The organism is Pseudomonas sp. GM18, assembly GCF_000282195.1.
GTDB lineage: Bacteria > Pseudomonadota > Gammaproteobacteria > Pseudomonadales > Pseudomonadaceae > Aquipseudomonas.
On sequence record NZ_AKJT01000052.1, the window covers coordinates 1 to 21,849 of the forward strand.

Sequence of the window (21,849 nt, forward strand, 5' to 3'; positions counted from 1 at the left end):
GCGCAGCAGTCGTAAAATCAGACAACCGGTTCTTTCAGGACGACCGTGTTTACCGGGTTTGCGAGGACTTCGTCCTCGAACGCAGCCTCGCAGGCTCGGCAGCTGCTACGGTCCTGGTGTCGGGTTTCGGCTCGGTTGACCAGCATCAGGCCGGCATCGGCAGCCAAAGCCTGAACCGCGCCCCACCCAGCGGTGATGCTTGCGCGGTGAGCGTGCCGTCCTGCGCTTCCAGCGCTCGGCGGCTGATTGCCAGCCCCAGGCCAAACCCGCCCGTGGCGCGATCCCGACTGCGATCCAGCCGATAAAACGGCTCGAAAATCCGCTCCCGCTCTTCCTCCGGAATGCCGATGCCGTCGTCGTCCACCCAGATTTCACAGCCATTGGGGCCTACCTGCACACCGATCTGAATCCGCTTTTCGCAATAGCGCATGGCGTTGCGCAGCAGGTTCTGGATCGCCCGCGCGGTCAATCGCGGGTCCAGCGAGAAGCGTTCGAGCTGGCCATGCAGCAGCACATCGATAACGATTTCCGGCGAGTCGAGTTCTTCATCGACGCTGCCCAAAATACTGTCGATGAATTCATCCAGCGACACCTCGACCTGGTCCGGCAGCCGCGCCGGGTTTTGCAATCGGCTGTAGGACAGCAGCTCCAGCACCAGCTCATCCAGTTCGCGAATGTGCGCGACCAGGCCTTGCAGACGCTCGCGACTGGTGGCCGGCAAGTCGTCGGACAGCGCCAGGGCCAGGCCGAAATCCAGCCGCGTCAACGGCGTGCGCAATTCGTGGGACACGGCGTTGAGCAAGTCGCGCTGCTGGTTGAGCAGGTTTTCGATGTCGCCGGCCATGGTGTCGAACACGTTGGCCAGACTGCCGATGTTGGAGCTGGGAGAAATCTGCGTGCGCTCGCTCAGGTGGCCCTTGCCGAAGCGTTCAGCGGTACTTTTGAGGCGCTCAAGGTCACGCCAGTGCGGGCGCAGCCACAGCAACAGGCAGGCCAGCATCGTCGCGCCGATCAGCACGTTGATGCTCCAGTACAACCAACTGACATCCGTGGGGTCCGGCGGCACGACCATTTCCACCACCATCTGCTCGTTCAACGGTGTCACCGCCAGGGTGCGCCAGCCCCAGTCGCCGATGCGCACCACATTTTCCCCGCGCTGCAAGCGTTCACGCTCATCCAGGGTAAATTCGGCATCGTCATTGCGGGCCAAAATGATGTGCAGCGGCTGGAACTCCTTGTCCATCTCCGCCGCCATCGCCGGCCACTGCTCGACAGGCACCGCACGAAACTGTTTGACGATCAGCGTTTGCAAGCCTCGGGAATAATCAAGGTTGTAGGTCACAAAACGCTCATGGAAGGCCTTGATCACCAGGTCCGGCACCAGGTAGATCGCCGCGCTGAACGAGACGATGGTCACCAGATACAGACGAAACAGGATTCTGAACATGGTTTCAGCATTCCCACTCGGAGCGGCTGAACAGGTAGCCCTTGCCCCACACGGTCTTGATTTTTCGCGCCTCACCGGCGTGGTCGTCGAACTTGCGCCGCAGTTTGGAGATGGCCACATCCACCGAGCGGTCGGTGCCGTTGAATTCGATACCGCGCAGGCGTTGCAGAATCTGGTCGCGGCTCAGCACCTCGCCAGCATGCCGGGCCAGCACTACCAGCAGGTTGTATTCGCCGCTGGACAGTTCGACCAGTTGCTCGCGCCAGGTCACGGTGCGCTCGGACAGGTCGATGCACAGGTTGCCCATGAGGATGCGGTCATTAGCGGTCTGCGGTTCGCTGAGGCTGCTACGGCGCAACAGCGTGCGTACGCGGGCCAGCAACACACGGGGCTCGCAGGGTTTGGTGACGTAGTCGTCGGCACCCATTTCCAGGCCCAGCACTTGATCGTGGCTGTCGTCACGAGCGGTGAGCATCAGGATCGGCAACGTCGCCGAATCGGCTCTCAGCAAGCGACAGACCTGCAAGCCGTCGAGCCCCGGCAGCATCAGATCGAGAATCACCAGGTCCGGCGGACTGACCCGCGCGCGTTCACGAACATGATCGCCGCGGCTGATTACGCTGACGGAATAACCGTTGCGTTCCAGGTAGCTGGCAATCAGTTCCGAGAGTGCGGTGTCGTCTTCGACCAGGAGGATGTTGGGCATGGGTGTTTCCAGAAAGTACTGTGGCGACTGGTGGACCTCATCGCGGGCAAGCCCGCGATGGCTGCATAACCGTCGCAAAAAGTTTCAAGCTGCGAAGGATATACGCCCTCACGCACACGCGAGCAAAACCCTTACACAATTTCACACAGCACCTACAAAGCTTCACCGCTACCCTCGTCGACTCCCCGTAGGATGCGGGTAGTCATTATTGGGGTATTTCCATGTCAAAGAACCTGCTTGCCACACTCAGCCTGATTGCCCTGGCGTTGACACTGAGTGCTTGTGACCAGTCTTCGACCGCCGAAGAACAAGCATCGCTGGCCACAGTGCGCATCGAAACCATCGAAGCCCGACCGCTGTCGATCAGCAGCGAACTGAGCGGGCGGATTGCCGCGCCGCGCATTGCCGAAGTGCGCGCCCGGGTCGCCGGCGTGGTGTTGCAGCGGGTCTTCCGCGAAGGCAGCGACGTGAAAAAAGGCGACGTTCTGTTCCGTATCGACCCGGCGCCATTCAAGGCCGACCTGGACAGCGCCGAAGCCGCGCTGCGCAAGGCCGAGGCCAACGCGTTCCAGGCCAGGCTGCAAGAGCAGCGTTACGCCCAGTTGATCGAGGGCAACGCCATCAGCGCACAGGATTACGACAACGCCCGCGCCAATGCGCGGCAGACTGCCGCCGATGTCGCCGCCAATAAAGCCGCGGTGGAGCGGGCGAAACTGAACCTGGGTTACGCCACCGTCACCGCGCCGATTTCCGGGCGCATCGGCCGAGCGCTGGTGACTGAAGGCGCGCTGGTGGGCCAGAACGAAACCACGCCGCTGGCGCTGATTCAGCAGTTGAACCCGATCCACGCCGACCTGACGCAATCGACCCGTGAACTCAACGACCTGCGCCGGGCCTTCCGCTCTGGCCAGTTAAAGGAAGTGGGCCAAGGTCAGGCCAAAGCCACGCTGATCCAGGACGACGGCAGCCTGTATCCGTTGCCCGGCAAGCTGCTGTTCACCGACATCACCGTCGACCCGGGCACTGGCCAGGTCATCCTGCGTAGCGAGTTCCCCAACCCGGACCTCGACCTGCTGCCGGGCAGCTTCGTACGCGTACGTCTGGAGCAAGCGTTCAATCAGCAAGGCATCAGCGTGCCGCAACGGGCCATTCAGCGTGACAGCGCCGGTGTCGCCCAAGTGCTGTTGCTCGACGCCGAGCAGCGGGTCGGCCAGCAACCGGTAGAGCTGGGCGCAGTGCAGAACGATCGCTGGATCGTCACCCGCGGCCTCAAGCCCGGCGACCGCATCGTCACTGAAGGCCTGCAACACGCGCGCCCCGGTGAAAAAGTCCAGATCGACAACACCCCTCTTCCACTTGCCCAGGTTTCTGGTCAGTAAGCAGGACGCTTTTTATGCCGCAGTTCTTTATCGACCGCCCGGTATTCGCCTGGGTAGTTGCCTTGTTCATCCTGCTGGCTGGTGCGTTGGCCATTGGGCAGTTACCGGTGGCGCAATACCCGAACGTTGCGCCGCCGAAAGTCGAAATCTACGCCACCTACCCCGGCGCTTCGGCGCAGACCGTGGACCAAAGCGTGGTCAGCCTGATCGAGGGAGAACTCAACGGCGCCGACCATCTGCTGTATTTCGAATCCCAGAGCAGCCTCGGCAGCGCCACCATCACCGCGACCTTCCAGCCGGGCACCAATCCGGAAATGGCCCAGGTCGATGTGCAAAACCGCCTCAAAGCGGTTGAGTCGCGCCTGCCTCAGGCAGTCACCCAGCAAGGTTTGCAGGTGGAGAAAGTCTCCGCCGGTTTCCTGTTGCTGATCACCCTCACCTCCAGCGACGGCAAGCTCGATGACGTGGCGCTCAGCGATTACCTGGCGCGCAACGTGATGAACGAGATCAAGCGTCTGGATGGCGTCGGCAAGGCCCAGTTATACGGCGCCGAACGGGCGATGCGAATCTGGATCGATCCGCAGAAGCTGATCGGCTTTAACCTGACCCCGGCGGATGTCAACGCCGCCATCGTGGCTCAAAATGCTCAGGTTTCCGCGGGCAGCATCGGCGACTTGCCGACCCGCACCACTCAGGAAATCACCGCGACCGTTCTGGTCAAAGGCCAGCTGTCGACGCCTGAAGAATTCGCCGACATCGTGCTCAAGGCCAATCCTGACGGCTCCACCGTGCGCATCCGTGATGTGGCGCGGGTCGAAATCGGCAGCCAGGAATATCAGTTCTCCACACGCCTGAACGGCAAACCGTCCACTGCCGTCAGCGTGCAACTGTCGCCGGGCGCCAATGCCCTGAGCACCGCAACGCTGGTGCGGGCGAAAATGGACGAACTGGCGCGCTATTTCCCGGCCGGTGTCGAATACAAGATCCCATACGACACCTCGCCCTTCGTCAAAGTCTCGATCACCAAAGTGGTCTATACCCTCGGCGAAGCGATGGTGCTGGTGTTTGCGGTGATGTTCCTGTTCCTGCAGAACATCCGCTACACGCTGATCCCGACGCTGGTAGTTCCGGTGGCGTTGATGGGCACGTTTGCGACCATGCTCGTGCTGGGTTTCTCGATCAACGTGTTGACCATGTTCGGCATGGTGCTGGCCATCGGCATTCTGGTGGACGACGCGATTGTGGTGGTGGAGAACGTCGAGCGAATCATGGCCACCGAGGGCCTGTCGCCCAAGGACGCGACCCGCAAGGCGATGAAGCAGATCACCGGCGCGATCATCGGCATCACTCTGGTGCTGGTGGCGGTGTTCATTCCGATGGCATTCATGCAGGGCTCGGTCGGGGTGATTTACCAACAGTTCTCGCTGTCCATGGCCACGTCGATCCTGTTCTCGGCGTTCCTCGCCCTGACCTTGACCCCGGCGTTGTGTGCAACGCTGCTCAAGCCGATTGCCAAGGGCGAACATCACGCCAAGGGCGGCTTCTTCGGCTGGTTCAACCGTGGATTCGAGCGTATGACCGAGCGTTATCAAGGCTGGGTCGCCTATGCGCTGAAACGTACAGGCCGTTATCTGCTGATCTACGGCGTATTGCTGATCGGGCTGGGGCTGTGTTTCAGTCGCCTGCCCTCCTCGTTCCTGCCGGTTGAAGACCAGGGTTACACCATCACCGATATTCAACTGCCACCCGGTGCGAGCAAGAATCGCACGATAAATGTGGTCGAGCAGATCGAAGCACACAACGCCACCGAACCGGGTGTCGGCGACAGCACGGTGATTCTCGGTTTCAGTTTTTCCGGTAGCGGGCAGAACGCGGCGCTGGCGTTCACTACGCTCAAGGATTGGTCGGATCGGGGCAGCGACGATTCGGCAAGTTCGATCGCCGACCGGGCCAACGCGGCCCTCAGTCAGATCAAGGACGCCGCGGCCTTCGCAGTGTTGCCGCCGCCAGTCGATGGCCTCGGCACTTCCAGCGGTTTCGAGTTCCGCCTTCAGGATCGCGGCGGCCTCGGCCATGCCACCCTGATGCAAGCGCGCAGCCAGTTGCTGGCTGCCGCCGAAAAAAGCCCGATCCTGATGAACGTCCGCGAAAGCGCCCTGGCCGAAGCGCCACAGGTGCAACTGATCGTGGACCGCAAGCAAGCCAACGCCTTGGGCATCTCCTTTGCCGACATCGGCAACGTACTGTCCACCGCCGTAGGTTCGGCCTACATCAACGACTTCCCCAACCAGGGGCGGATGCAACGGGTGGTGGTCCAGGCCGAAGGCGATCAACGCAGCCAGGTCGCCGATCTGCTGAAGATTCACGTGCGCAACAACGCTGGAAAAATGGTGCCGCTGTCGGCCTTCGTCCGCGCCAACTGGACCCAGGGCCCGGCGCAGTTGACCCGATACAACGGCTACCCGGCCATCAGCATTTCCGGCGAGCCTTCGCCCGGGCACAGCACCGGTGAAGCGATGGCGGAAATCGAACGGCTGGTGGCGCAAGGCCCGGCCGGGTTGGGGCAGGAGTGGACCGGGTTGTCGCTGCAGGAGCGTTTGTCTGGCAGTCAGGCGCCGATTCTGCTCGGGCTGTCGCTGCTGATCGTGTTCCTGTGCCTGGCGGCGCTGTACGAGAGCTGGTCGATTCCAACGTCGGTGTTGCTGGTGGTGCCGCTCGGTGTGCTCGGTGCGGTACTGGCCGTGACGCTGCGCGGGATGCCCAACGATGTGTTCTTCAAGGTCGGGCTGATCACCATCATCGGCCTGTCGGCGAAGAACGCAATCCTGATCATCGAATTCGCCAAGAGCCTTTATGACGAAGGCCACGATCTGGTCGACGCAACCTTGCAGGCCGCGCGCCTGCGACTGCGGCCGATTGTCATGACGTCGCTGGCGTTCATCCTCGGCGTGGTGCCGCTGGCGATTGCCACCGGGGCCAGTTCGGCGAGCCAGCAAGCCATCGGCACCGGGGTGATTGGCGGGATGATCACGGCGACGCTGGCGGTGGTGTTTGTGCCGGTGTTTTTTGTGGTGGTGATGAAGCTGGTGCGCAAATCCAACCAACACCATTGATTCCACCCCAAGGAGCTGCCGAAGGCTGCGATCTTTTGATCTTGATCTTTAAAGATCGCAGCCTGCGGCAGCTCCTACAAAAGCAGCGTCGCGTGCGCTATGGTGCTGGGACGCACCATCAAAGTGAGCCTCCATGCCCCTCCTCGCCCGCACCCACCCTCGCCTGTCCGCCGCGACCGCATTCGGCATCGCGGTGGGCATTCTGGCGCCAGCCGATTCGATCCTCGGCAAAATCCTCATCGGCTGGAATGCCGGGGTCTGGACTTATCTGGCCCTGATCCTCTGGCTGACCATGCGCTCCAAAGCCGACGACGTGAAACGCATTGCCGAAGTCGAGGACGAAAATGCCGGGCTGGTGCTGTTCACCGTGAGCATGGCTGCACTGGCCAGCCTCGCCGCCATCACCCTCCAATTAGTGGGCAGCAAGGATCTGGACACTTATCATCGGCTGTTGCACTACGGCTTCACCGGGTTGACCGTGATCGGCTCGTGGCTGTTGATCGGGGTGATCTTCAGCGTGCATTACGCCCGGTTGTATTACACCTGGGAAGGCAAGGAACCTGCGCTGCGATTTGCCGAAGGGCTGACAACCCCCAATTATTGGGACTTCCTGTACTTCTCGTTCACCATCGGTGTGGCGGTGCAGACGGCGGATGTCGGCGTGGCCACGCGGGAATTGCGCAAGATCGTGCTGGCGCAATCGTTGATCGGGTTTGTGTTCAACACGGCGATTCTCGGGTTTTCAATCAATATCGCAGCGGGTCTGTTTGGCTGATGGCCGCAAAAAAAATGCCCCGACAGTTTTGGGGCATCTTTATAGGTCATGTCATTGAAGCAACGTTCATCAGAAGAAATAGCTCACTCTCAAACTACCGCTCCAATCCTGACTGACAGTGTTGCCTTTACTGCCACCGACCTGACCGGAAACCTGCCAGTTGCGTTGAGCCGGTGTCCACTTCACACCTGCGCCGTACTCAACTGAGCTACTGGCGCGGTCATCATCGAAACTGTCGTCGTTGATTTTGACCTCGTTGGTTTTCACAAACTCGTGGTTAACACCCGTCGACAGACTTGCCTCCAGCAGACCGCCATTTTCGAGGCTGATCACACGTCCGCCTCTGACGCCCACATTGCCCTGCAAAGAACGCATGGTGTCGGCTTTAACTTCAAGGCCATTGTCCAAACGATAACTGTCACTTTGAGTCACGCCGGTCGAAACCCGCACCTGGGGTTCGACGAAATAGTTGTCCTTGAGGCGAATATGTTTGCCCACCGCCACCGAACCGCTGGCGCCCAAGGCCTTGTAATCACCCTTGGCCCGAGTGCCATCACTCATAGTGACTTTGGCCTTGTTGTCGAACTGGTTGATCTTGGCCATGACATTGACGAACACGCCGCTTTCAACATCGAACGTGCTGCCGTAAACACCGGCGTTCACGCTCTCGACAGTCGCACTGGAACCGTATTCGAGATCCATTTTGGTATGGCTAGACCCGACGAACCCGCCCAATACCCACGAGCGACCGCCAAGATCCACCAACGTATCGGCGCCGCCGGTGATGCCGGTCTGGTTTTGCGTATAGCCATCGCCATAGGCGTTATCGACGCTGTATTGATTGCCGTAAGTGCGAACCCACACGCTGTTGCTCAGCTTTGTGGTGTCGCTATCGCTGGCCGCCCGCATCGAAGCCTCGGGCCGGACACTGAGCCCGCGATCACCTATCTGATAATTGAGCATGTTCATTTCGGCATTCAACACACTGCGTGCGCTGCCGGCCAGCGCCAAAGCGGTATTGCTTGAGGTACTGACCGTTTCTTTGTCCGGATTCAGGTACAAGCCCTGACCTTCCTTCGTTAGCCTGTAGACAAATGTGCCGGCGTCCACGGTGTCGCGACTACCCAACGAGAAGCTCGCGTCACCGGATGCGATGTTACCGACCTGCACCCGCTCGGCAGAGACCGGCGTGGTACCGGTGGCGGAGATTTTCAGTTGATATTGTCCGCTGGCGTTGCCAGTGACGTTTAGGAAATCAGTGTTGCCATTGCCCAGGTCGGCGCCCATCACAAAGGTGCCTTTACCGGAAAGGTCGACCACATTCAGTTGCTGGAACTGCTCGTTTGTGCCCATGCGAACCACGCCGTTATTCAACGCCAGACGTTGCACGGAGCTATCGCCAGTCATTACCCATTGCGCTGAGTTATTGATATTCAGATTGGCGGAGTTGTTGATTTGACCGGTCAGCACCGAGGCATTGTCCAACAGTACGCTGCCATTGGTATCACTGTTGACGTTGCCAGTCAGCATGCTTGAGTTGTTCAACGACAGGCTGACGACGTTGTCGATGTTGCCGTTAATGGCCGAGCCGTTGTCCAGGCTGACCGTGGCCGCCGTTCCCGCGACCGCTTGTACATTACCGTTCAAGGTGCTGCGTGTATCAAGCCTGGTTTGGGTCACGTTCTGTAAATTGCCATTCAGCGTCGAGGCGTTTTGCAATGTGATCCTCGCTGTGCTGCCGGACTCAACGATAATATTGCCCGCCAAGTCGCTCCGATCCGCTTTGAAATTGACCGCGGCACCATCGTTGACTTCGAGCATCGTGCCATTGGCTCCGATCAGTCGGGAGCCGTTGAGTACATCTATGTTTGCCGTGATTCCCGCACGATCCTGAAAACCCACAACAATGGCCGAACCGGATTTTCCTTCGAGGGTTGAACCATCCAGCGTCACCGTGGATGTTCTGGCGAGATCAACTATTTCTCGCCCGACCTGCAACCCGTTCAGCCCTCCAACAATGGTACTGCCAGTCGCATTAAGATCGGCGTGACTCAATCGAACGCCGTAACTGGTTACATCAGTGGCTTCTATCGATGAATTCAAAACGTTCAGTCGACTGAAACCGGTCAAAAGAGCGCCACCATTTAACGCCGTGACAGAGCTGTTGTTCGTCAACGTGGCGGTAGAACCAATTTGCCCTGCATTATTCCTGATGAGTTGCAGGCCGATATCGTCACTGGTCACCGTGCTGTTCGTCAGGTTTGCTGTGCTATCGCTCAGCATGATGGCAAAGCCTCCACCAATACGATCAATTGACGCGTTCGTGACATTGAACGTTGAATTGAGCCTGCCATTAAGGCGCTGTGCGCCTCCACCAGTGGCATTGAATATTGCACTTTCAGCGTCGATGATCAGCGCCTGGGCGCCGTTGGAGATGAGCGTAGAACCCGCGTTCAGCGTCCAATCCTCCGGGGGCAGGGAGTTGTCAATGGTATGGGTCCCGCCCACAGGAACGATACCGCCATGCGCAGATGCGCCGAGAAACATTAACGATGAGAGCGCCGATAATGCGCAACCTTTGACGATTTTTTTTGAACACGTAGAGGACTTGGACATATGGGGGACTCTTACATTGAGTTGTCGGCAATATCGGGTGAAGCGCGATTTGAGCGCCGGGAGACTACAGACCGATCCCACCCCTATATGTAGGAAAAGTCTCTTTCACAGTCGGATATTCCCTCATGACTCGTAAGAACAACCGCAACCTGACTCACTTAGTCTCCTTGTGAGCCAGGTACGGTCATTTCGTCATGGACTATGCGGTGCCATCGCAGAACAGGCTGCTGGTGTTGCGTACGTTAACCCTGTGGAGCACTTCCGGTGATTTGTAGACCGTTCCCGCAATAGTAGTTTCATACCATACTTTCATGTAGTTATAATCAGGTGTGCCAGGTGGAGGCACGATAGGCCCTTGCAGTGTCTTGATATATGTAAAGTTCACATCAAAGATGGTTTGCGCCGTAGCACTAACTGTTTTTGTCTCCGCGTGCGGAACACCAATGGGAGTGGTCATCGCAATGTCTTCATAGCCATCAGCATGAATAGTTATTGATTGACCCGCTGGCAAGGAGCTTTGTCCTTGCGGCACTGCCACTCGCCATAGACGCTCGCCCGTGACAAGATCAAAACTTGGGCAGCTGACGACGCGATCAGTATTGAAGGTTCTTGCGACATGTTCAAGAAGCTTAACTTCATTTGCTTCAAAGTTAACATCGGTCGGTATTTTTTGTACGACGGTAGCGTCAACATCCAGATAGCGGATATCGCAGTAAGCCGGCTTGATACCGGTACCATGAGCAGCAACTTTTGCGAAATCTACCGAGATAGAAACCTCAGTGTCAGCCGGCTCGATTGTCGCATCCCCCATAAACTCTTTATTGTAGTAAAAACCCACTGTTGCAGTTCGGGTGAGAGGATCACCAACATCCATTTCCCACATTTTGAAGGTGAACGTAACTGGTTTGCCAAAATCACCCGGTACAAGATGATTTAGGGTTTTAGTGTCGCCAGTAACCTCGACCGGCGGCAGGTTTTCACTTTTTAGATCCGGCGGCGGCAGCAAACCAATCGGCGGATACTCGGCGTTCATATATACCGTAGTTATCTGGTTTGAATCCTGGATTGGCGCCGTTCCATTTTTGTAGGTGTAAGTCAGTTTCGCGGCCAACTCTCCTATTGTTGTACCGTAAGCGGCTGCATAGGCATCGTATGTCAATTCAAATTCCAGGCCACCCGATGTAAGCAATGCCTTGCTGCCGACCACTTCATTTTCAAGTTTAACTTCAATCATCGCGCCCACAGCACCATTGGTTGGCTGCTGCAAGATGATCTTCACGTTCGTTGGAACGGGGTTGAAATGCTTAAGCGTCAACGTAGTATTTCCGTCCGCTCCCGTAGCAGGAACTGTGAGAGGGAAAAACACCACTGCGGGCGGTTGACGGACCTCAAGATCTTTCTTGGGCGTAGAGTCGACACTCATGTACCCAGCGACATCAACAATACGATTTACCTGATAAAGTGTCGTGTTACCCAAGGCGCGTAAATCGGCGACGCTAACAACAAACTCGCCATTCGCATCCAGCTTCCCCGTAAAAATAGGGGTTTGCGATGTCGAGGGTAAAGCTCTCGAGTTCAAATAAAAATCATGAGTATCATCGGCATGTCGAAAAGCATAAGTGATAGCCACCTTGCAACGCAGACCGGCCGGGTTCGCGTTGAACCAAACCCCATCAAGAACTCCACTGGCCGGCGCATTCACATAGGTAACAGGTGGAACAACCCCTCTACTTGAAGGAGTCTTCGTAGCGTAAGGCCCACGATACCTGGCTAGCAACGGAGTCGGCGCTGTAGAGTGGTCTTCGTTGCCATCGCCATCGAAAACCTTGAACTGAACAGAATATTCAGTTGGAGCTTCAGGCGTAGTCAGCTCAGGGATGTCTACTTTATTCACGCGAAACATTAAAGGTACGTTGGCGCCTGCTAGATTTTTTGAATCCAGTGGTTTTGTAGTCCCATCGGGCAAGACCAATTCGAGCGTTGCACTACCGCCACCCGCCTCATTCGTCAAACCATCAAGTTCGACTTCAACATACCCCCTGTCATCATCAGGCTTTTTAATGCGACCATTCACGGCCAGATTTTTAACCACGGGTGGTTCAGAAAGTATTCCTCCACCAATATTTGCAGTTCTTGCACCAGCAGGAATTTTTTCTTCAATAGTCATTTCACACGCTCCATGATAAAAACAGACAAACTGCTTTTTACGAACACCTGCCAAAACAACTAAAAACCTTTCGGATCATCGACTGCGACCGAACAAGCTTTGCGTTTAATCGACAAGCCCCATCAACCCAACTTCATCCAGAAACATTCAAGCATCGTAATAACAGGGCAGCGATTCACCGGGAAGAGCACGATCAATCTTGACCAGTGCAGGCTCGGACTCCGCGACCAGCCTTCCAGTTCTATAGAAACGATATATCACAACTGCCGAGGCATTCTTTTCCAATGACTTTATATGCTTCGGAAAAGGAATCAACATATCGAACCCCTTGGAGTTATCCTCTGCGCTCAAATCTTTCGAAAAACTACCGTAAGCTTCTTGAACTTCATTAACACCATTCAAACTGCGATATCCCCGCCACTCCAGCACGCATCGATCACCCGGCCTGCCGATTAACTGAGGCAAAATATGTATCCACCCCCCGCCGCTGAGTACGGGACGAGTCAGGCAATTCCAATATCCCCAGAGAGTGGCATTGAGAAATTTCGCTTCAGGCAGTTTTCGAACAGGCAACTGCGTATGATCGATGGTTAACTTTCTTGGGGGTGCAATGTCAGGATTGGAGTCCGAATCATTAACTATGTACGACAACCATGCCACACCATCCTGGCTCAATAATGCAACGCTTAGCGGAATTAAAATTTCAATCAAATTTATAGGCGTGTATGGCTGATCGTGAATGGTGGTCTTAACCCCATCCTGTTCAAAAAACACCTTAAGACGATCTGGATTGTCTGGATTTACTGAGTAGTTCGGCCATCTTGGGACTCTGGCAGTCGTCCCGTTCTGCAGTTGTGAAAGAGGAATATGTCCGTCTATATCACCTGGGTCGACGCCATCCACCTTGATGACTTCTGCCAGAACACCACCTCCTGTTGACGTTAAGGCGCCAATGGAAGATGTGTTTTTATTGGTGGGCAATGACATGTATTCCATACCTCATCATCGAACTTTCGAGAGGAGAATCGATTAACGCAAGAAGCCACTCGTTAAGAGAATTAAACGTCCGATTTCCTACTCTGCCTACTGTCAGATCTGACAGGTCTGGCGACCGTCTGTCGGATACACAGGTTTTTTCACCCCGCTGCCGAACGAACCTTCACTTGACGGCACCAAAGAAATTGGTGTTTCCTGAAACCGGTTTCATAGAATAAGAAGACTCAGCCGTGAACGACTTCTCCGCCGCCCAACGCAGCCGCGTCACCATGCTCGACGTCGCCGAACGCGCCGGCGTCTCCAAAGCCAGCGTCTCGCGCTTCATCGGCGATGACCGCGCCCTGCTCTCCGATGCCATTGCCCTGCGCATCGAGCAGGCCATTGCCGAACTGGGCTACCGCCCGAACCAGATGGCCCGCGGCCTGAAACGCGGACGCACCCGCCTGATCGGCATGTTGGTAGCCGATATCCGTAACCCTTATTCGATTGCCGTGATGCATGGCGTGGAAACCGCCTGCCGTCGGCACGGCTACAGCCTGGTGGTGTGCAACACCGGTCGCGATGATGAGCAGGAGCGTCAGCACCTGGCGTTGCTGCGCTCGTACAACATCGAAGGCTTGATCGTGAATACCCTCGGCCATCACGTGGATGAGTTGCGTGAATTGCAGAGGGAAATGCCCATGGTGCTGGTGGATCGCAAGGTCGAGCTGTTCGATAGCGATCTGGTGGGGCTGGACAATCCCGCCGCCGTCGAGATCGCCGTGGCCCACCTTGAACAACGCGGTTATCGCGATGTGCTGATGGTGACGGAGCCGTTTGACGGCACCAGTTCGCGGATCGAGCGGGTCAGCAGTTTCAAGGCGCTGATACAGCAACGCCCTGCTTTAACGGGCGTGGTAGTTGAGACTGGCAGCGAATTGACCTCGCAGCTCAAAACCTTCCTGAACACTCCCGGCGCCGGGCCAAAAGCGCTGTTCTGCGCCAACGGTATTGCGGCGTTGGCCAGTACCCATGCGTTGCGTGAGTTGAAGTGCAACCTGTTCGAGGATGTCGGGCTGATTGCTCTGGATGATCTGGATTGGTATCCGCTGGTGGGCAGCGGGATTACCGCCCTCGCCCAGCCGACCGAGGACATTGGCGCGAGTGCGTTTGAGTGTTTGCTCAAGCGTTTGCGTGGGGATGACGGGCCGGTGCGGACTCTGGATTTTCCGGCGCGGTTGATCATTCGGGGGTCGACTCTTGGGCATTTTCGGTGACTGTTCAGGCCTCTTCGCGGCCGGAAGAACAACGTATCCCCCAAGCAAGACATTTTTTTTGAACAAAAATGAAACCGGTTTCAGAGGTTATAACAATGAACAAACCACCCGTTTCCATCAGCCTGTCCAGCTACGGCGCCGAGCTTGTGCGTCAACGCGGCCAAGGCAGTTTCGTCGAGGTACTGGCCGCTGCCGGTGCCACGCACATCGAATGGCGCGAAGAGCTGCTGACCCTGGAAGACCCTGAGCAATTGGCCAACGCCACGCAATCCCGGGGTCTGGAAAGCGTGTATTCCTCACCGCTGGAGTTGTGGCTGGCCGGGCACTCGACGCCCAACCCGGAAATGCTCCCGACCCTGAAGCGCGCCGAGGCATTCGGCGCTAAATGGCTGAAAGTTTCCCTGGGTTATTTCACCGACAACAACGATCTGCAGACACTGGCGCTTACGTTGCAACAGAGCCCGGTGCAATTGCTGGTGGAAAACGACCAGACCTTGCACGGCGGCCGTATCGAACCATTCCAGCGCTTCTTCGCCGATGTCGAGCAGCACAACCTGCCGATCAAAATGACCTTCGACATCGGCAACTGGCAATGGCAGGACCAATCCGCCACCAGCGCCGCGCGGCTGCTCGGTCGACACGTCGGCTACGTGCACTGCAAATCGGTGGCGCGCCGGGCTGACGGCAAACTGGTGGCGGTGCCACCGGCAGTCAGTGACTTGCATCTGTGGCAACAATTGCTGCGGTACATGCCCCTGAACGTGATGCGCGCGGCGGAATATCCGCTGCAGGGCGATGACCTGGTGCAACTGACCACCGAGCACGTCGCCACCCTCGCCCGCCTCGGCCAATCCCGCCTGGAGCCTGCGCATGTCTGAGATCGATATTCTGTCGTTCGGCGAAACCATGGCGATGTTCGTTGCCGAGCAGAACGGCGAACTGGCCGATGTCGGCCACTTCCACAAGCGCATTGCCGGGGCCGACAGCAACGTCGCCATTGGCCTGTCGCGACTGGGATTCAACGTCGCCTGGCTGAGCCGGGTGGGCGCTGACTCGCTCGGCAGGTTCGTCATCGATACGCTGGAGAAAGAAGGCCTGGACTGCAGCCACGTCGACATCGACCCGGCGCACCCCACCGGTTTTCAACTCAAGTCCCGCACCGATGACGGCAGCGATCCGCTGGTCGAGTATTTCCGTCGTGGCTCGGCGGCCAGTCATTTGTCGATGCAGTCGATTGCGCCGCAGTTGCTCGAGGCCCGGCACTTGCACGCCACCGGGATTCCCCCGGCGCTGTCGGCATCGACTCGGGAAATGTCTTTCGAATTGATGACCCGCATGCGCGATGCCGGGCGCAGCGTGTCTTTCGACCCCAACCTGCGCCCGAGCCTGTGGGGCGGCGAACAGCAGATGATCACCGAGATCAACCGCCTCGCCGCCCTTGCCCATTGGGTGCTGCCGGGGTTGAGCGAAGGACGGTTACTGACCGGTTTCGACGACCCCGCCGATATCGCGGCGTTTTACCTCGACCAGGGCGCCGAAGCCGTGGCGATCAAGCTTGGCCCGCACGGCGCGTATTACCGCACGCATCAGGATGAAGGTTTCGTTGCAGGCATACCCGTGGCAACAGTGGTCGATACGGTCGGTGCCGGTGACGGGTTTGCCGTCGGCCTGATCAGCGCCCTGCTGGAAAACCGCAGCGTTACCCATGCCGTGCAGCGTGCCAACTGGATCGGCAGCCGAGCGGTGCAGAGCCGGGGGGATATGGAGGGGTTGCCCACCCGAGCCGAAATGCTCGCCGAATTTGAGACCGCTGACACTGATCGTTCCCACGCTCCTGCGTGGGAATGCAGCCCGTGACGCTCCGCGTCACAGAGGACGCGGAGCGTCCCTAGAGGCATGCCCACGCAGAGCGTGGGAACGAGATACCACAACCGTTACCTGCTGCGACAAAAACAACAAGCTCAGGAGCATCGCTATGAAAACCGCAACACTGGCCACCCGCCGCTGGTGGTACATCATGCCCATCGTGTTCATCACCTACAGCCTGGCGTATCTGGACCGCGCCAACTACGGGTTCGCCGCCGCTTCCGGGATGGCCAAGGACCTGATGATCACCCCGGGGTTGTCTTCCCTGCTCGGCGCACTGTTCTTCCTCGGCTATTTCTTCTTCCAGATCCCGGGCGCGATCTACGCCCAGAAGCACAGCGTGAAGAAACTGATTTTCGTCAGCCTGATTCTCTGGGGCGCCCTGGCGACCTTGACCGGGATCGTCTCCAACGCCTACTGGCTGATCGTCATTCGTTTCATGCTCGGGGTGGTCGAAGCCGCGGTGATGCCGGCGATGCTGGTGTACCTGTGCCATTGGTTCACCCGTGCCGAACGCTCACGCGCCAACACCTTCCTGATCCTCGGCAACCCGGTGACCATGCTCTGGATGTCGGTGGTCTCGGGCTACCTGATCCAGCATTTCAGCTGGCGCTGGATGTTCATCATCGAAGGCTTGCCGGCGGTGCTGTGGGCGTTTATCTGGTGGCGTCTGGCCGATGACCGTCCGGCTCAGGCCAAGTGGCTCAACGACCAGGAAAAGCAGGATCTGGAAAACGCCCTGGCCGCCGAACAGGTCGGTATTAAAGCGGTGAAAAACTACGCCGAAGCCTTCCGTTCGCCAAAAGTAATCATCCTCGCCTTGCAGTTCTTCTGCTGGAGCATCGGCGTCTACGGTTTCGTGCTGTGGCTGCCGTCGATCCTCAAGGCCGGCGCACAAATGGACATGATCGAAGCCGGCTGGCTGTCGGCGTTGCCCTACCTGGCGGCAGTGATCGGCATGCTGCTGGTGTCCTGGGGCTCGGACAAACTGCAAAAGCGCAAACGCTTCGTCTGGCCGCCGCTGCTGATCGCTTCGATCGCGTTCTACGGCTCCTATGCGCTGGGCGCGGAACATTTCTGGCGGTCCTACACCCTGCTGGTGATTGCCGGTGCCTGCATGTACGCCCCGTACGGGCCGTTCTTCGCCATCGTTCCGGAAATCCTTCCGGCCAACGTCGCTGGTGGCGCCATGGCATTGATCAACAGCATGGGCGCGCTCGGCTCGTTTGGCGGCTCGTATCTGGTGGGTTACCTGAACAGCTCCACCGGATCGCCCGGTGCGTCTTATCTGTTGATGAGCGGCGCGTTGCTGGTGTCGGTGGTGCTGACGATTTTCCTCAAGCCCGGCGCCAGTGACCGGGTCGTGGCCAAGGCTGCGACGGCGCGGCCGATGGCGGCTCATTCCTGAATGGATGTTGATATGACGACGATGAAAAAACAGGTGGTGCTGTACAAGAAACTCTCGCCGCTGCTGATGGCTCGTTTGCATGAGCAGACCGAGGTGACGTTGATCGACAGCCTCGACGCCGAGGGCCTGGCCAAGCTGCGCCAGGCCCTGCCCCGCGCCCAAGGGTTGCTTGGCGCCAGTCTGAAACTGGATGCCAGGTTGCTGGACCTTGCGCCGAACCTGGAAGCGATTGCCAGCGTCTCCGTCGGCGTCGACAACTACGACATCGACTACCTGACCGAACGGCGGATCCTGCTCAGCAACACCCCCGATGTGTTGACCGAGACCACCGCCGACACCGGTTTCGCGCTGATCCTGGCCACCGCGCGGCGCGTGGTGGAACTGGCGACCATGGTTCGCGCCGGCCAGTGGAACCGCAACATCGGCCCGGCGCATTTCGGCAGCGATGTGCACGGCAAGACGCTGGGCATCATTGGCATGGGTCGGATTGGCGAAGCGCTGGCGCAGCGTGGGCATTTCGGTTTTGGCATGCCGGTTCTGTATCACAGCCATTCGCCGAAACCGGCGGTGGAGCAACGCTTCAATGCGCAATACCGCAGCCTGCCGGAGTTGTTGCAGCAGGCCGATTTCATTTGCCTGACCTTGCCGCTGACCGCCGAAACCGAAAAGCTGATCGGCACCAGGGAGTTCGCCTTGATGCGCCCACAAAGCATCTTTATCAATATTTCACGGGGCAAGGTGGTGGACGAGGCGGCGTTGATCCAGGCGTTGCAGCAGAACCGGATTCGCGCTGCCGGGCTGGATGTGTTCGAGCGCGAACCGCTGCGCCATGACTCGCCGCTGTTGCAGTTGAACAATGTGGTGGCGACGCCGCATATCGGTTCGGCGACCCATGAGACACGGGAGGCCATGGCCAAGTGTGCGGTGGATAATCTGTTGGCAGCGTTGGCGGGTGAGCGGCCGGTGAATCTAGTGAATGGGCGAGCATGGAAGGGTTAAGGGTGCTCGTTCCCACGCTCCGCGTGGGAACGATCAGGCTCGATCAGGCCCGCCGCTCCTGCAGCAAATCCACCGCACACAAGGCAATCCGCCGACACGCCTCCGCCAGCTTCACCTGATCCACCACCAACCCGATACGAATATGCCCCGCCGCACTCGGCCCGAAGGCTTCGCCGGCCAGTACCGATACGCCGTAACCTTCCAGCAGCCGCTCGGCGAAATCCTGGGCACCGAGCCCGGTCTGGCGCACATCGAGCATCACGAACATCCCGCCATCGGGTTTGATCGGCCGGATACCGGGGCAACCGCTCAACCTCGCGCATACCAGATCGCGACGTTGGCGATATTCCTCGCGCATCAACGCCACTTCCGGCAAGTCCTCATCGAGTGCCGCTTGCGCGGCTTTCTGGACGAAATCCGGAATGCCGAACAGCATGCACAACGACAGATGCATCACGTGATCGGCCAGTGGTTTCGGGCCGATCATCCAGCCCACCCGCCAGCCAGTCATGGCATGGGATTTGGACAAGCTGTTAAGGGTGGCGGTGCGCTCGGCCATGCCCGGCAGGCTGGCCGGGCTGATGTGCTCGCCCTCATACAACAGGTCGCTGTAGACCTCATCGCTGATCAGCCAGAGGTCATGCTGCACACACAGCGCCGCCAGCTGTTGCCAGATGCTCAAGGACAGGCTGGCGCCAGAAGGATTGTTCGGACTGTTGAGCAGAATGACCCGGGTTTTAGCGGTGATCAGCGCCGCGACATCCGCCGGCTCGACCCGAAAGCCGTTCTCCGGGCGCACCGCCACCGGCACCACGTTCGCACCGCAAGCGCCGAACACACCCTCATAGGTGACGTACATCGGTTCGGCGATGATCACTTCGTCACCCGGGTCGAGCAGGCACTGGGCAACCGAATACACCGCGCACTGCGCGCCGGGCAGCACAATCACATGATCGGCGTCCACCTCCTGGCCGCTACGCTGCTGATGACGGCTGGCGATGCTGCTACGCAGCGTGCGGCTGCCGCGTACATCCGAATAATGGGTGTCGCCGGCCAGCAGGCTGTCGATGGCCGCGTGGACGATCGGCAGCGGCGTGTCAAAATCCGGGTCACCGACCGACAGCAACAGCACGTCGACGCCCTGCTCGCGCAATTCCAGCGCTCGATCGTGAATCTTCCAGGCTGCCGCTCCATCACCGTCGATTCGTTGGGTCAAGGCTGAATAGCGCATGTACTTCTCCTAACGCGCGAGTTCCAGTTTCAACCCTATCTCAAATCACGAAACGCGCCACCATTGCGTTCAAATCTACCGCCAGTCGTGACAGTTCATGAGTGGCGGCGCTGGTCTGGTTGGCACCGGCGGCCGACTGGGTGGCCAGGTCGCGGATGTTTACCAGGTTGCGGTCGACTTCACGGGACACCTGAGCCTGTTCTTCCGAGGCGCTGGCGATCACCAGGTTGCGTTCGTTGATCAGCTGAATCGATGAAGTGATCTGTTCCAGGGCGACACCCGCTGCACGGGCCATTTCCAGGGTGCTTTGGGTGCGTTGATTGCTTTGTTGCATCGACGAAACCGCTTCACCGGTGCCGTTCTGAATGCCGGCCACCATTTTCTCGATTTCCTGGGTCGATTGCGCGGTGCGATGGGCCAGCGCCCGGACCTCGTCCGCCACCACCGCAAAGCCCCGCCCGGCCTCCCCGGCACGGGCCGCTTCGATGGCGGCGTTGAGGGCCAGCAGGTTGGTCTGTTCGGCAATGGCGCGGATTACGTCCAGCACTTTGCCGATGTCGCGGCCCTGAGTGGCCAGCCCCTCGATCATCAACGCGGTGTTTTGCACGTCGTGGGTCATGGTCTGGATCGCGTCGACGGTTTCCACCACCCGGTCACGACCTTCACGGGCGGCCACGGTCGACTGATTCGAGGCTTCGGACGTCGATACCGCGTTGCGCGCCACTTCTTCCACGGCGGCGGTCATTTCGTTGACGGCGGTGGCCGCCTGTTCGATCTCGTTGTTTTGCTGTTGCAGGCCACGGGATGCTTCTTGCGTCACGGTGCTGAGTTCTTCGGCGGCGGCGCCCAGTTGCGTCGCGGAGCCGGCGATCTGTTCGATGGTCTTGCGCAGGTTCGTCTGCATGGTGGCCAAGGCACCGAGCAAACGCGCCGGTTCATCGTTGCCGTCGACTTCGATGACCTTGCTCAGGTTGCCGCCGGCAATGGTTTCAGCCGCCAGCACCGCGCGGTTCAGCGGCGTGAGGATGCTGCGGGTCAGCAGCCAGGCCAGCAGCACGGTCATCAGGGCAGCCATCACCGCGACCACGACGATGCCGGTAAAGGCTTCGCTGTAGTGCTCGCCCGCTTTCGCCGACGCGGCTTTGGCATCGGCTGCGTTGATCGCCACCAGTTTGTTCAGTTGCTCGCCCATCTGATCGGTGCCTTCCTTGATCCGCGTGTTGATCAGGGTGCGCATCTCATCCAGTTTGTTCTGCTGCGACAGCTCCAGCATCTGGCTCTGGGCCTGCATGTAGTTGTCGAGGGTTGCCGAGAAGGTTTTGTACAGTGCGGCTTCTTCAGGGCCGGCCGGCAAGGCGGCATAACTGGCTTGGGCGCTGCGCACCTTGTCGACGAGCGCGCCGACGCGTGTCTGGGCTTCCTGCAACGCCGCCGGATCACGGTTAACCAGCACGCGGAACGAGAGAATCCGCAGCCGCAAAACGTTTTCCGTCACGTTGCCCAGAAACCCGATGCTGGGTAACTGCGTGGCTTCCATATCAATAGAAGCCTGGCGGATGACCGACATGCGGTTCACGGCAAACACACCCAGCACGATGACCAGCAAGGCGATGAAGGCGAAACCGAGGAAAGCTCGAGGCGCGATGTTCAGATTACGCAGTGACATAAGGATGATCTCGGTAATTGAAGCGGCGAGCATCCTTGCGGTGATCACTGGCGGGCGGGCGATGGCGCGCGCCTTTCAGCTTGGCGCCACTGTTGTCATTGGTTTGTGTGCGCCTATTCGCTATATCGGCTGGGGTTGAGGATTTTTGCAGGGGGTTGGAGAAATATTTTTCAAGCGTGTAGCAGCTGCCGAGCCTGCGAGGCTGCGTTCGGCGGCGAAGCCGT

The 21,849-nt window shown here is 58.7% G+C and carries 16 protein-coding genes; 8 read left to right on the top strand and 8 right to left on the bottom strand.

Annotated elements, in window-relative coordinates; translation table 11 throughout:
* Positions 1–145: 145 nt before the first annotated feature.
* Together PMI21_RS12495 and PMI21_RS12490 are read right to left on the bottom strand one after the other, a co-directional pair.
* Positions 146–1,447: an ATP-binding protein gene (locus PMI21_RS12495; protein ID WP_007939073.1), complete on the bottom strand. Its 1,302-nt coding sequence runs from the start codon at positions 1,445–1,447 to the stop codon at positions 146–148.
* A gap of 4 nt (positions 1,448–1,451) precedes the next feature.
* Positions 1,452–2,153 (bottom strand): response regulator transcription factor, encoded by a 702-nt coding sequence (locus PMI21_RS12490; RefSeq protein WP_007939075.1) that lies wholly within the window; start codon positions 2,151–2,153, stop codon positions 1,452–1,454.
* A 221-nt stretch (positions 2,154–2,374) separates the two neighbouring features.
* Between PMI21_RS12490 and PMI21_RS12485 the strand changes: the two genes are divergently transcribed.
* The 3 genes from PMI21_RS12485 (at position 2,375) to PMI21_RS12475 (ending at position 7,420) form a co-directional block, all read left to right on the top strand.
* Positions 2,375–3,532 carry an efflux RND transporter periplasmic adaptor subunit gene (locus PMI21_RS12485; protein ID WP_007939077.1) on the top strand — a complete coding sequence of 386 codons (1,158 nt, stop codon included), beginning with the start codon at positions 2,375–2,377 and terminating at the stop codon, positions 3,530–3,532.
* 14 nt (positions 3,533–3,546) lie between these two features.
* The gene (locus PMI21_RS12480; protein ID WP_007939080.1) at positions 3,547–6,645 is read left to right on the top strand and encodes an efflux RND transporter permease subunit; all 3,099 of its coding nucleotides are present in this window, start codon (positions 3,547–3,549) and stop codon (positions 6,643–6,645) included.
* Positions 6,646–6,778: 133 nt separating this feature from the next.
* Positions 6,779–7,420 carry a DUF1345 domain-containing protein gene (locus PMI21_RS12475; protein ID WP_007939083.1) on the top strand — a complete coding sequence of 214 codons (642 nt, stop codon included), beginning with the start codon at positions 6,779–6,781 and terminating at the stop codon, positions 7,418–7,420.
* A gap of 69 nt (positions 7,421–7,489) precedes the next feature.
* Here PMI21_RS12475 and PMI21_RS12470 read toward each other — a convergent pair whose 3' ends face one another.
* The 3 genes from PMI21_RS12470 to PMI21_RS28965 all read right to left on the bottom strand — a co-directional run bounded on the left by PMI21_RS12470 (position 7,490) and on the right by PMI21_RS28965 (position 13,190).
* Positions 7,490–10,036, bottom strand: coding sequence for an autotransporter outer membrane beta-barrel domain-containing protein (locus PMI21_RS12470; RefSeq protein ID WP_007939085.1), 2,547 nt, complete (start codon positions 10,034–10,036; stop codon positions 7,490–7,492).
* 199 nt (positions 10,037–10,235) lie between these two features.
* A complete protein-coding gene (locus tag PMI21_RS12465; protein WP_007939087.1) occupies positions 10,236–12,203 on the bottom strand; it encodes a hypothetical protein in 1,968 nt (655 codons plus the stop codon).
* Positions 12,204–12,350: 147 nt separating this feature from the next.
* Positions 12,351–13,190, bottom strand: coding sequence for a hypothetical protein (locus tag PMI21_RS28965; RefSeq protein WP_007939089.1), 840 nt, complete (start codon positions 13,188–13,190; stop codon positions 12,351–12,353).
* A gap of 239 nt (positions 13,191–13,429) precedes the next feature.
* On the opposite strand from PMI21_RS28965, the gene PMI21_RS12460 reads away from it, so the two are divergent.
* The 5 genes from PMI21_RS12460 (at position 13,430) to PMI21_RS12440 (ending at position 18,728) form a co-directional block, all read left to right on the top strand.
* Positions 13,430–14,455, top strand: a complete 1,026-nt coding sequence (locus tag PMI21_RS12460) for a LacI family DNA-binding transcriptional regulator (protein WP_007939091.1) — start codon at positions 13,430–13,432, stop codon at positions 14,453–14,455.
* Between the two features lie 95 nt (positions 14,456–14,550).
* On the top strand, positions 14,551–15,333 hold the full coding sequence (locus PMI21_RS12455; protein WP_007939093.1) for a sugar phosphate isomerase/epimerase family protein: 783 nt from the start codon (positions 14,551–14,553) through the stop codon (positions 15,331–15,333).
* Positions 15,326–16,312, top strand: coding sequence for a sugar kinase (locus tag PMI21_RS12450; RefSeq protein ID WP_007939096.1), 987 nt, complete (start codon positions 15,326–15,328; stop codon positions 16,310–16,312). Before PMI21_RS12455 ends, PMI21_RS12450 begins: the two co-directional genes overlap by 8 nt.
* A gap of 118 nt (positions 16,313–16,430) precedes the next feature.
* On the top strand, positions 16,431–17,729 hold the full coding sequence (locus PMI21_RS12445) for an MFS transporter (protein WP_007939099.1): 1,299 nt from the start codon (positions 16,431–16,433) through the stop codon (positions 17,727–17,729).
* 21 nt (positions 17,730–17,750) lie between these two features.
* Positions 17,751–18,728, top strand: coding sequence for a 2-hydroxyacid dehydrogenase (locus PMI21_RS12440; RefSeq protein ID WP_033064039.1), 978 nt, complete (start codon positions 17,751–17,753; stop codon positions 18,726–18,728).
* Positions 18,729–18,771: 43 nt separating this feature from the next.
* Here PMI21_RS12440 and PMI21_RS12435 read toward each other — a convergent pair whose 3' ends face one another.
* The 3 genes from PMI21_RS12435 to PMI21_RS29885 form a co-directional block, all read right to left on the bottom strand.
* Positions 18,772–19,959 (bottom strand): pyridoxal phosphate-dependent aminotransferase, encoded by a 1,188-nt coding sequence (locus PMI21_RS12435; protein WP_007939102.1) that lies wholly within the window; start codon positions 19,957–19,959, stop codon positions 18,772–18,774.
* 40 nt (positions 19,960–19,999) lie between these two features.
* Positions 20,000–21,625, bottom strand: coding sequence for a methyl-accepting chemotaxis protein (locus PMI21_RS12430; protein WP_007939103.1), 1,626 nt, complete (start codon positions 21,623–21,625; stop codon positions 20,000–20,002).
* Positions 21,612–21,849 (bottom strand): hypothetical protein (locus PMI21_RS29885; protein ID WP_238541220.1); only part of this gene is annotated, 238 nt, incomplete at its 5' end. The genes PMI21_RS29885 and PMI21_RS12430, both read right to left, overlap by 14 nt.

Coding starts and splice junctions, on each gene's coding strand:
- PMI21_RS12495 (WP_007939073.1), bottom strand. CDS start 1,447: ATGTTCAGAATCCTGTTTCGTCTGTATCTGGTGACCATCGTCTCGTTC.
- PMI21_RS12490 (WP_007939075.1), bottom strand. CDS start 2,153: ATGCCCAACATCCTCCTGGTCGAAGACGACACCGCACTCTCGGAACTG.
- PMI21_RS12485 (WP_007939077.1), top strand. CDS start 2,375: ATGTCAAAGAACCTGCTTGCCACACTCAGCCTGATTGCCCTGGCGTTG.
- PMI21_RS12480 (WP_007939080.1), top strand. CDS start 3,547: ATGCCGCAGTTCTTTATCGACCGCCCGGTATTCGCCTGGGTAGTTGCC.
- PMI21_RS12475 (WP_007939083.1), top strand. CDS start 6,779: ATGCCCCTCCTCGCCCGCACCCACCCTCGCCTGTCCGCCGCGACCGCA.
- PMI21_RS12470 (WP_007939085.1), bottom strand. CDS start 10,036: ATGTCCAAGTCCTCTACGTGTTCAAAAAAAATCGTCAAAGGTTGCGCA.
- PMI21_RS12465 (WP_007939087.1), bottom strand. CDS start 12,203: ATGACTATTGAAGAAAAAATTCCTGCTGGTGCAAGAACTGCAAATATT.
- PMI21_RS28965 (WP_007939089.1), bottom strand. CDS start 13,190: ATGTCATTGCCCACCAATAAAAACACATCTTCCATTGGCGCCTTAACG.
- PMI21_RS12455 (WP_007939093.1), top strand. CDS start 14,551: ATGAACAAACCACCCGTTTCCATCAGCCTGTCCAGCTACGGCGCCGAG.
- PMI21_RS12450 (WP_007939096.1), top strand. CDS start 15,326: ATGTCTGAGATCGATATTCTGTCGTTCGGCGAAACCATGGCGATGTTC.
- PMI21_RS12445 (WP_007939099.1), top strand. CDS start 16,431: ATGAAAACCGCAACACTGGCCACCCGCCGCTGGTGGTACATCATGCCC.
- PMI21_RS12440 (WP_033064039.1), top strand. CDS start 17,751: ATGAAAAAACAGGTGGTGCTGTACAAGAAACTCTCGCCGCTGCTGATG.
- PMI21_RS12435 (WP_007939102.1), bottom strand. CDS start 19,959: ATGCGCTATTCAGCCTTGACCCAACGAATCGACGGTGATGGAGCGGCA.
- PMI21_RS12430 (WP_007939103.1), bottom strand. CDS start 21,625: ATGTCACTGCGTAATCTGAACATCGCGCCTCGAGCTTTCCTCGGTTTC.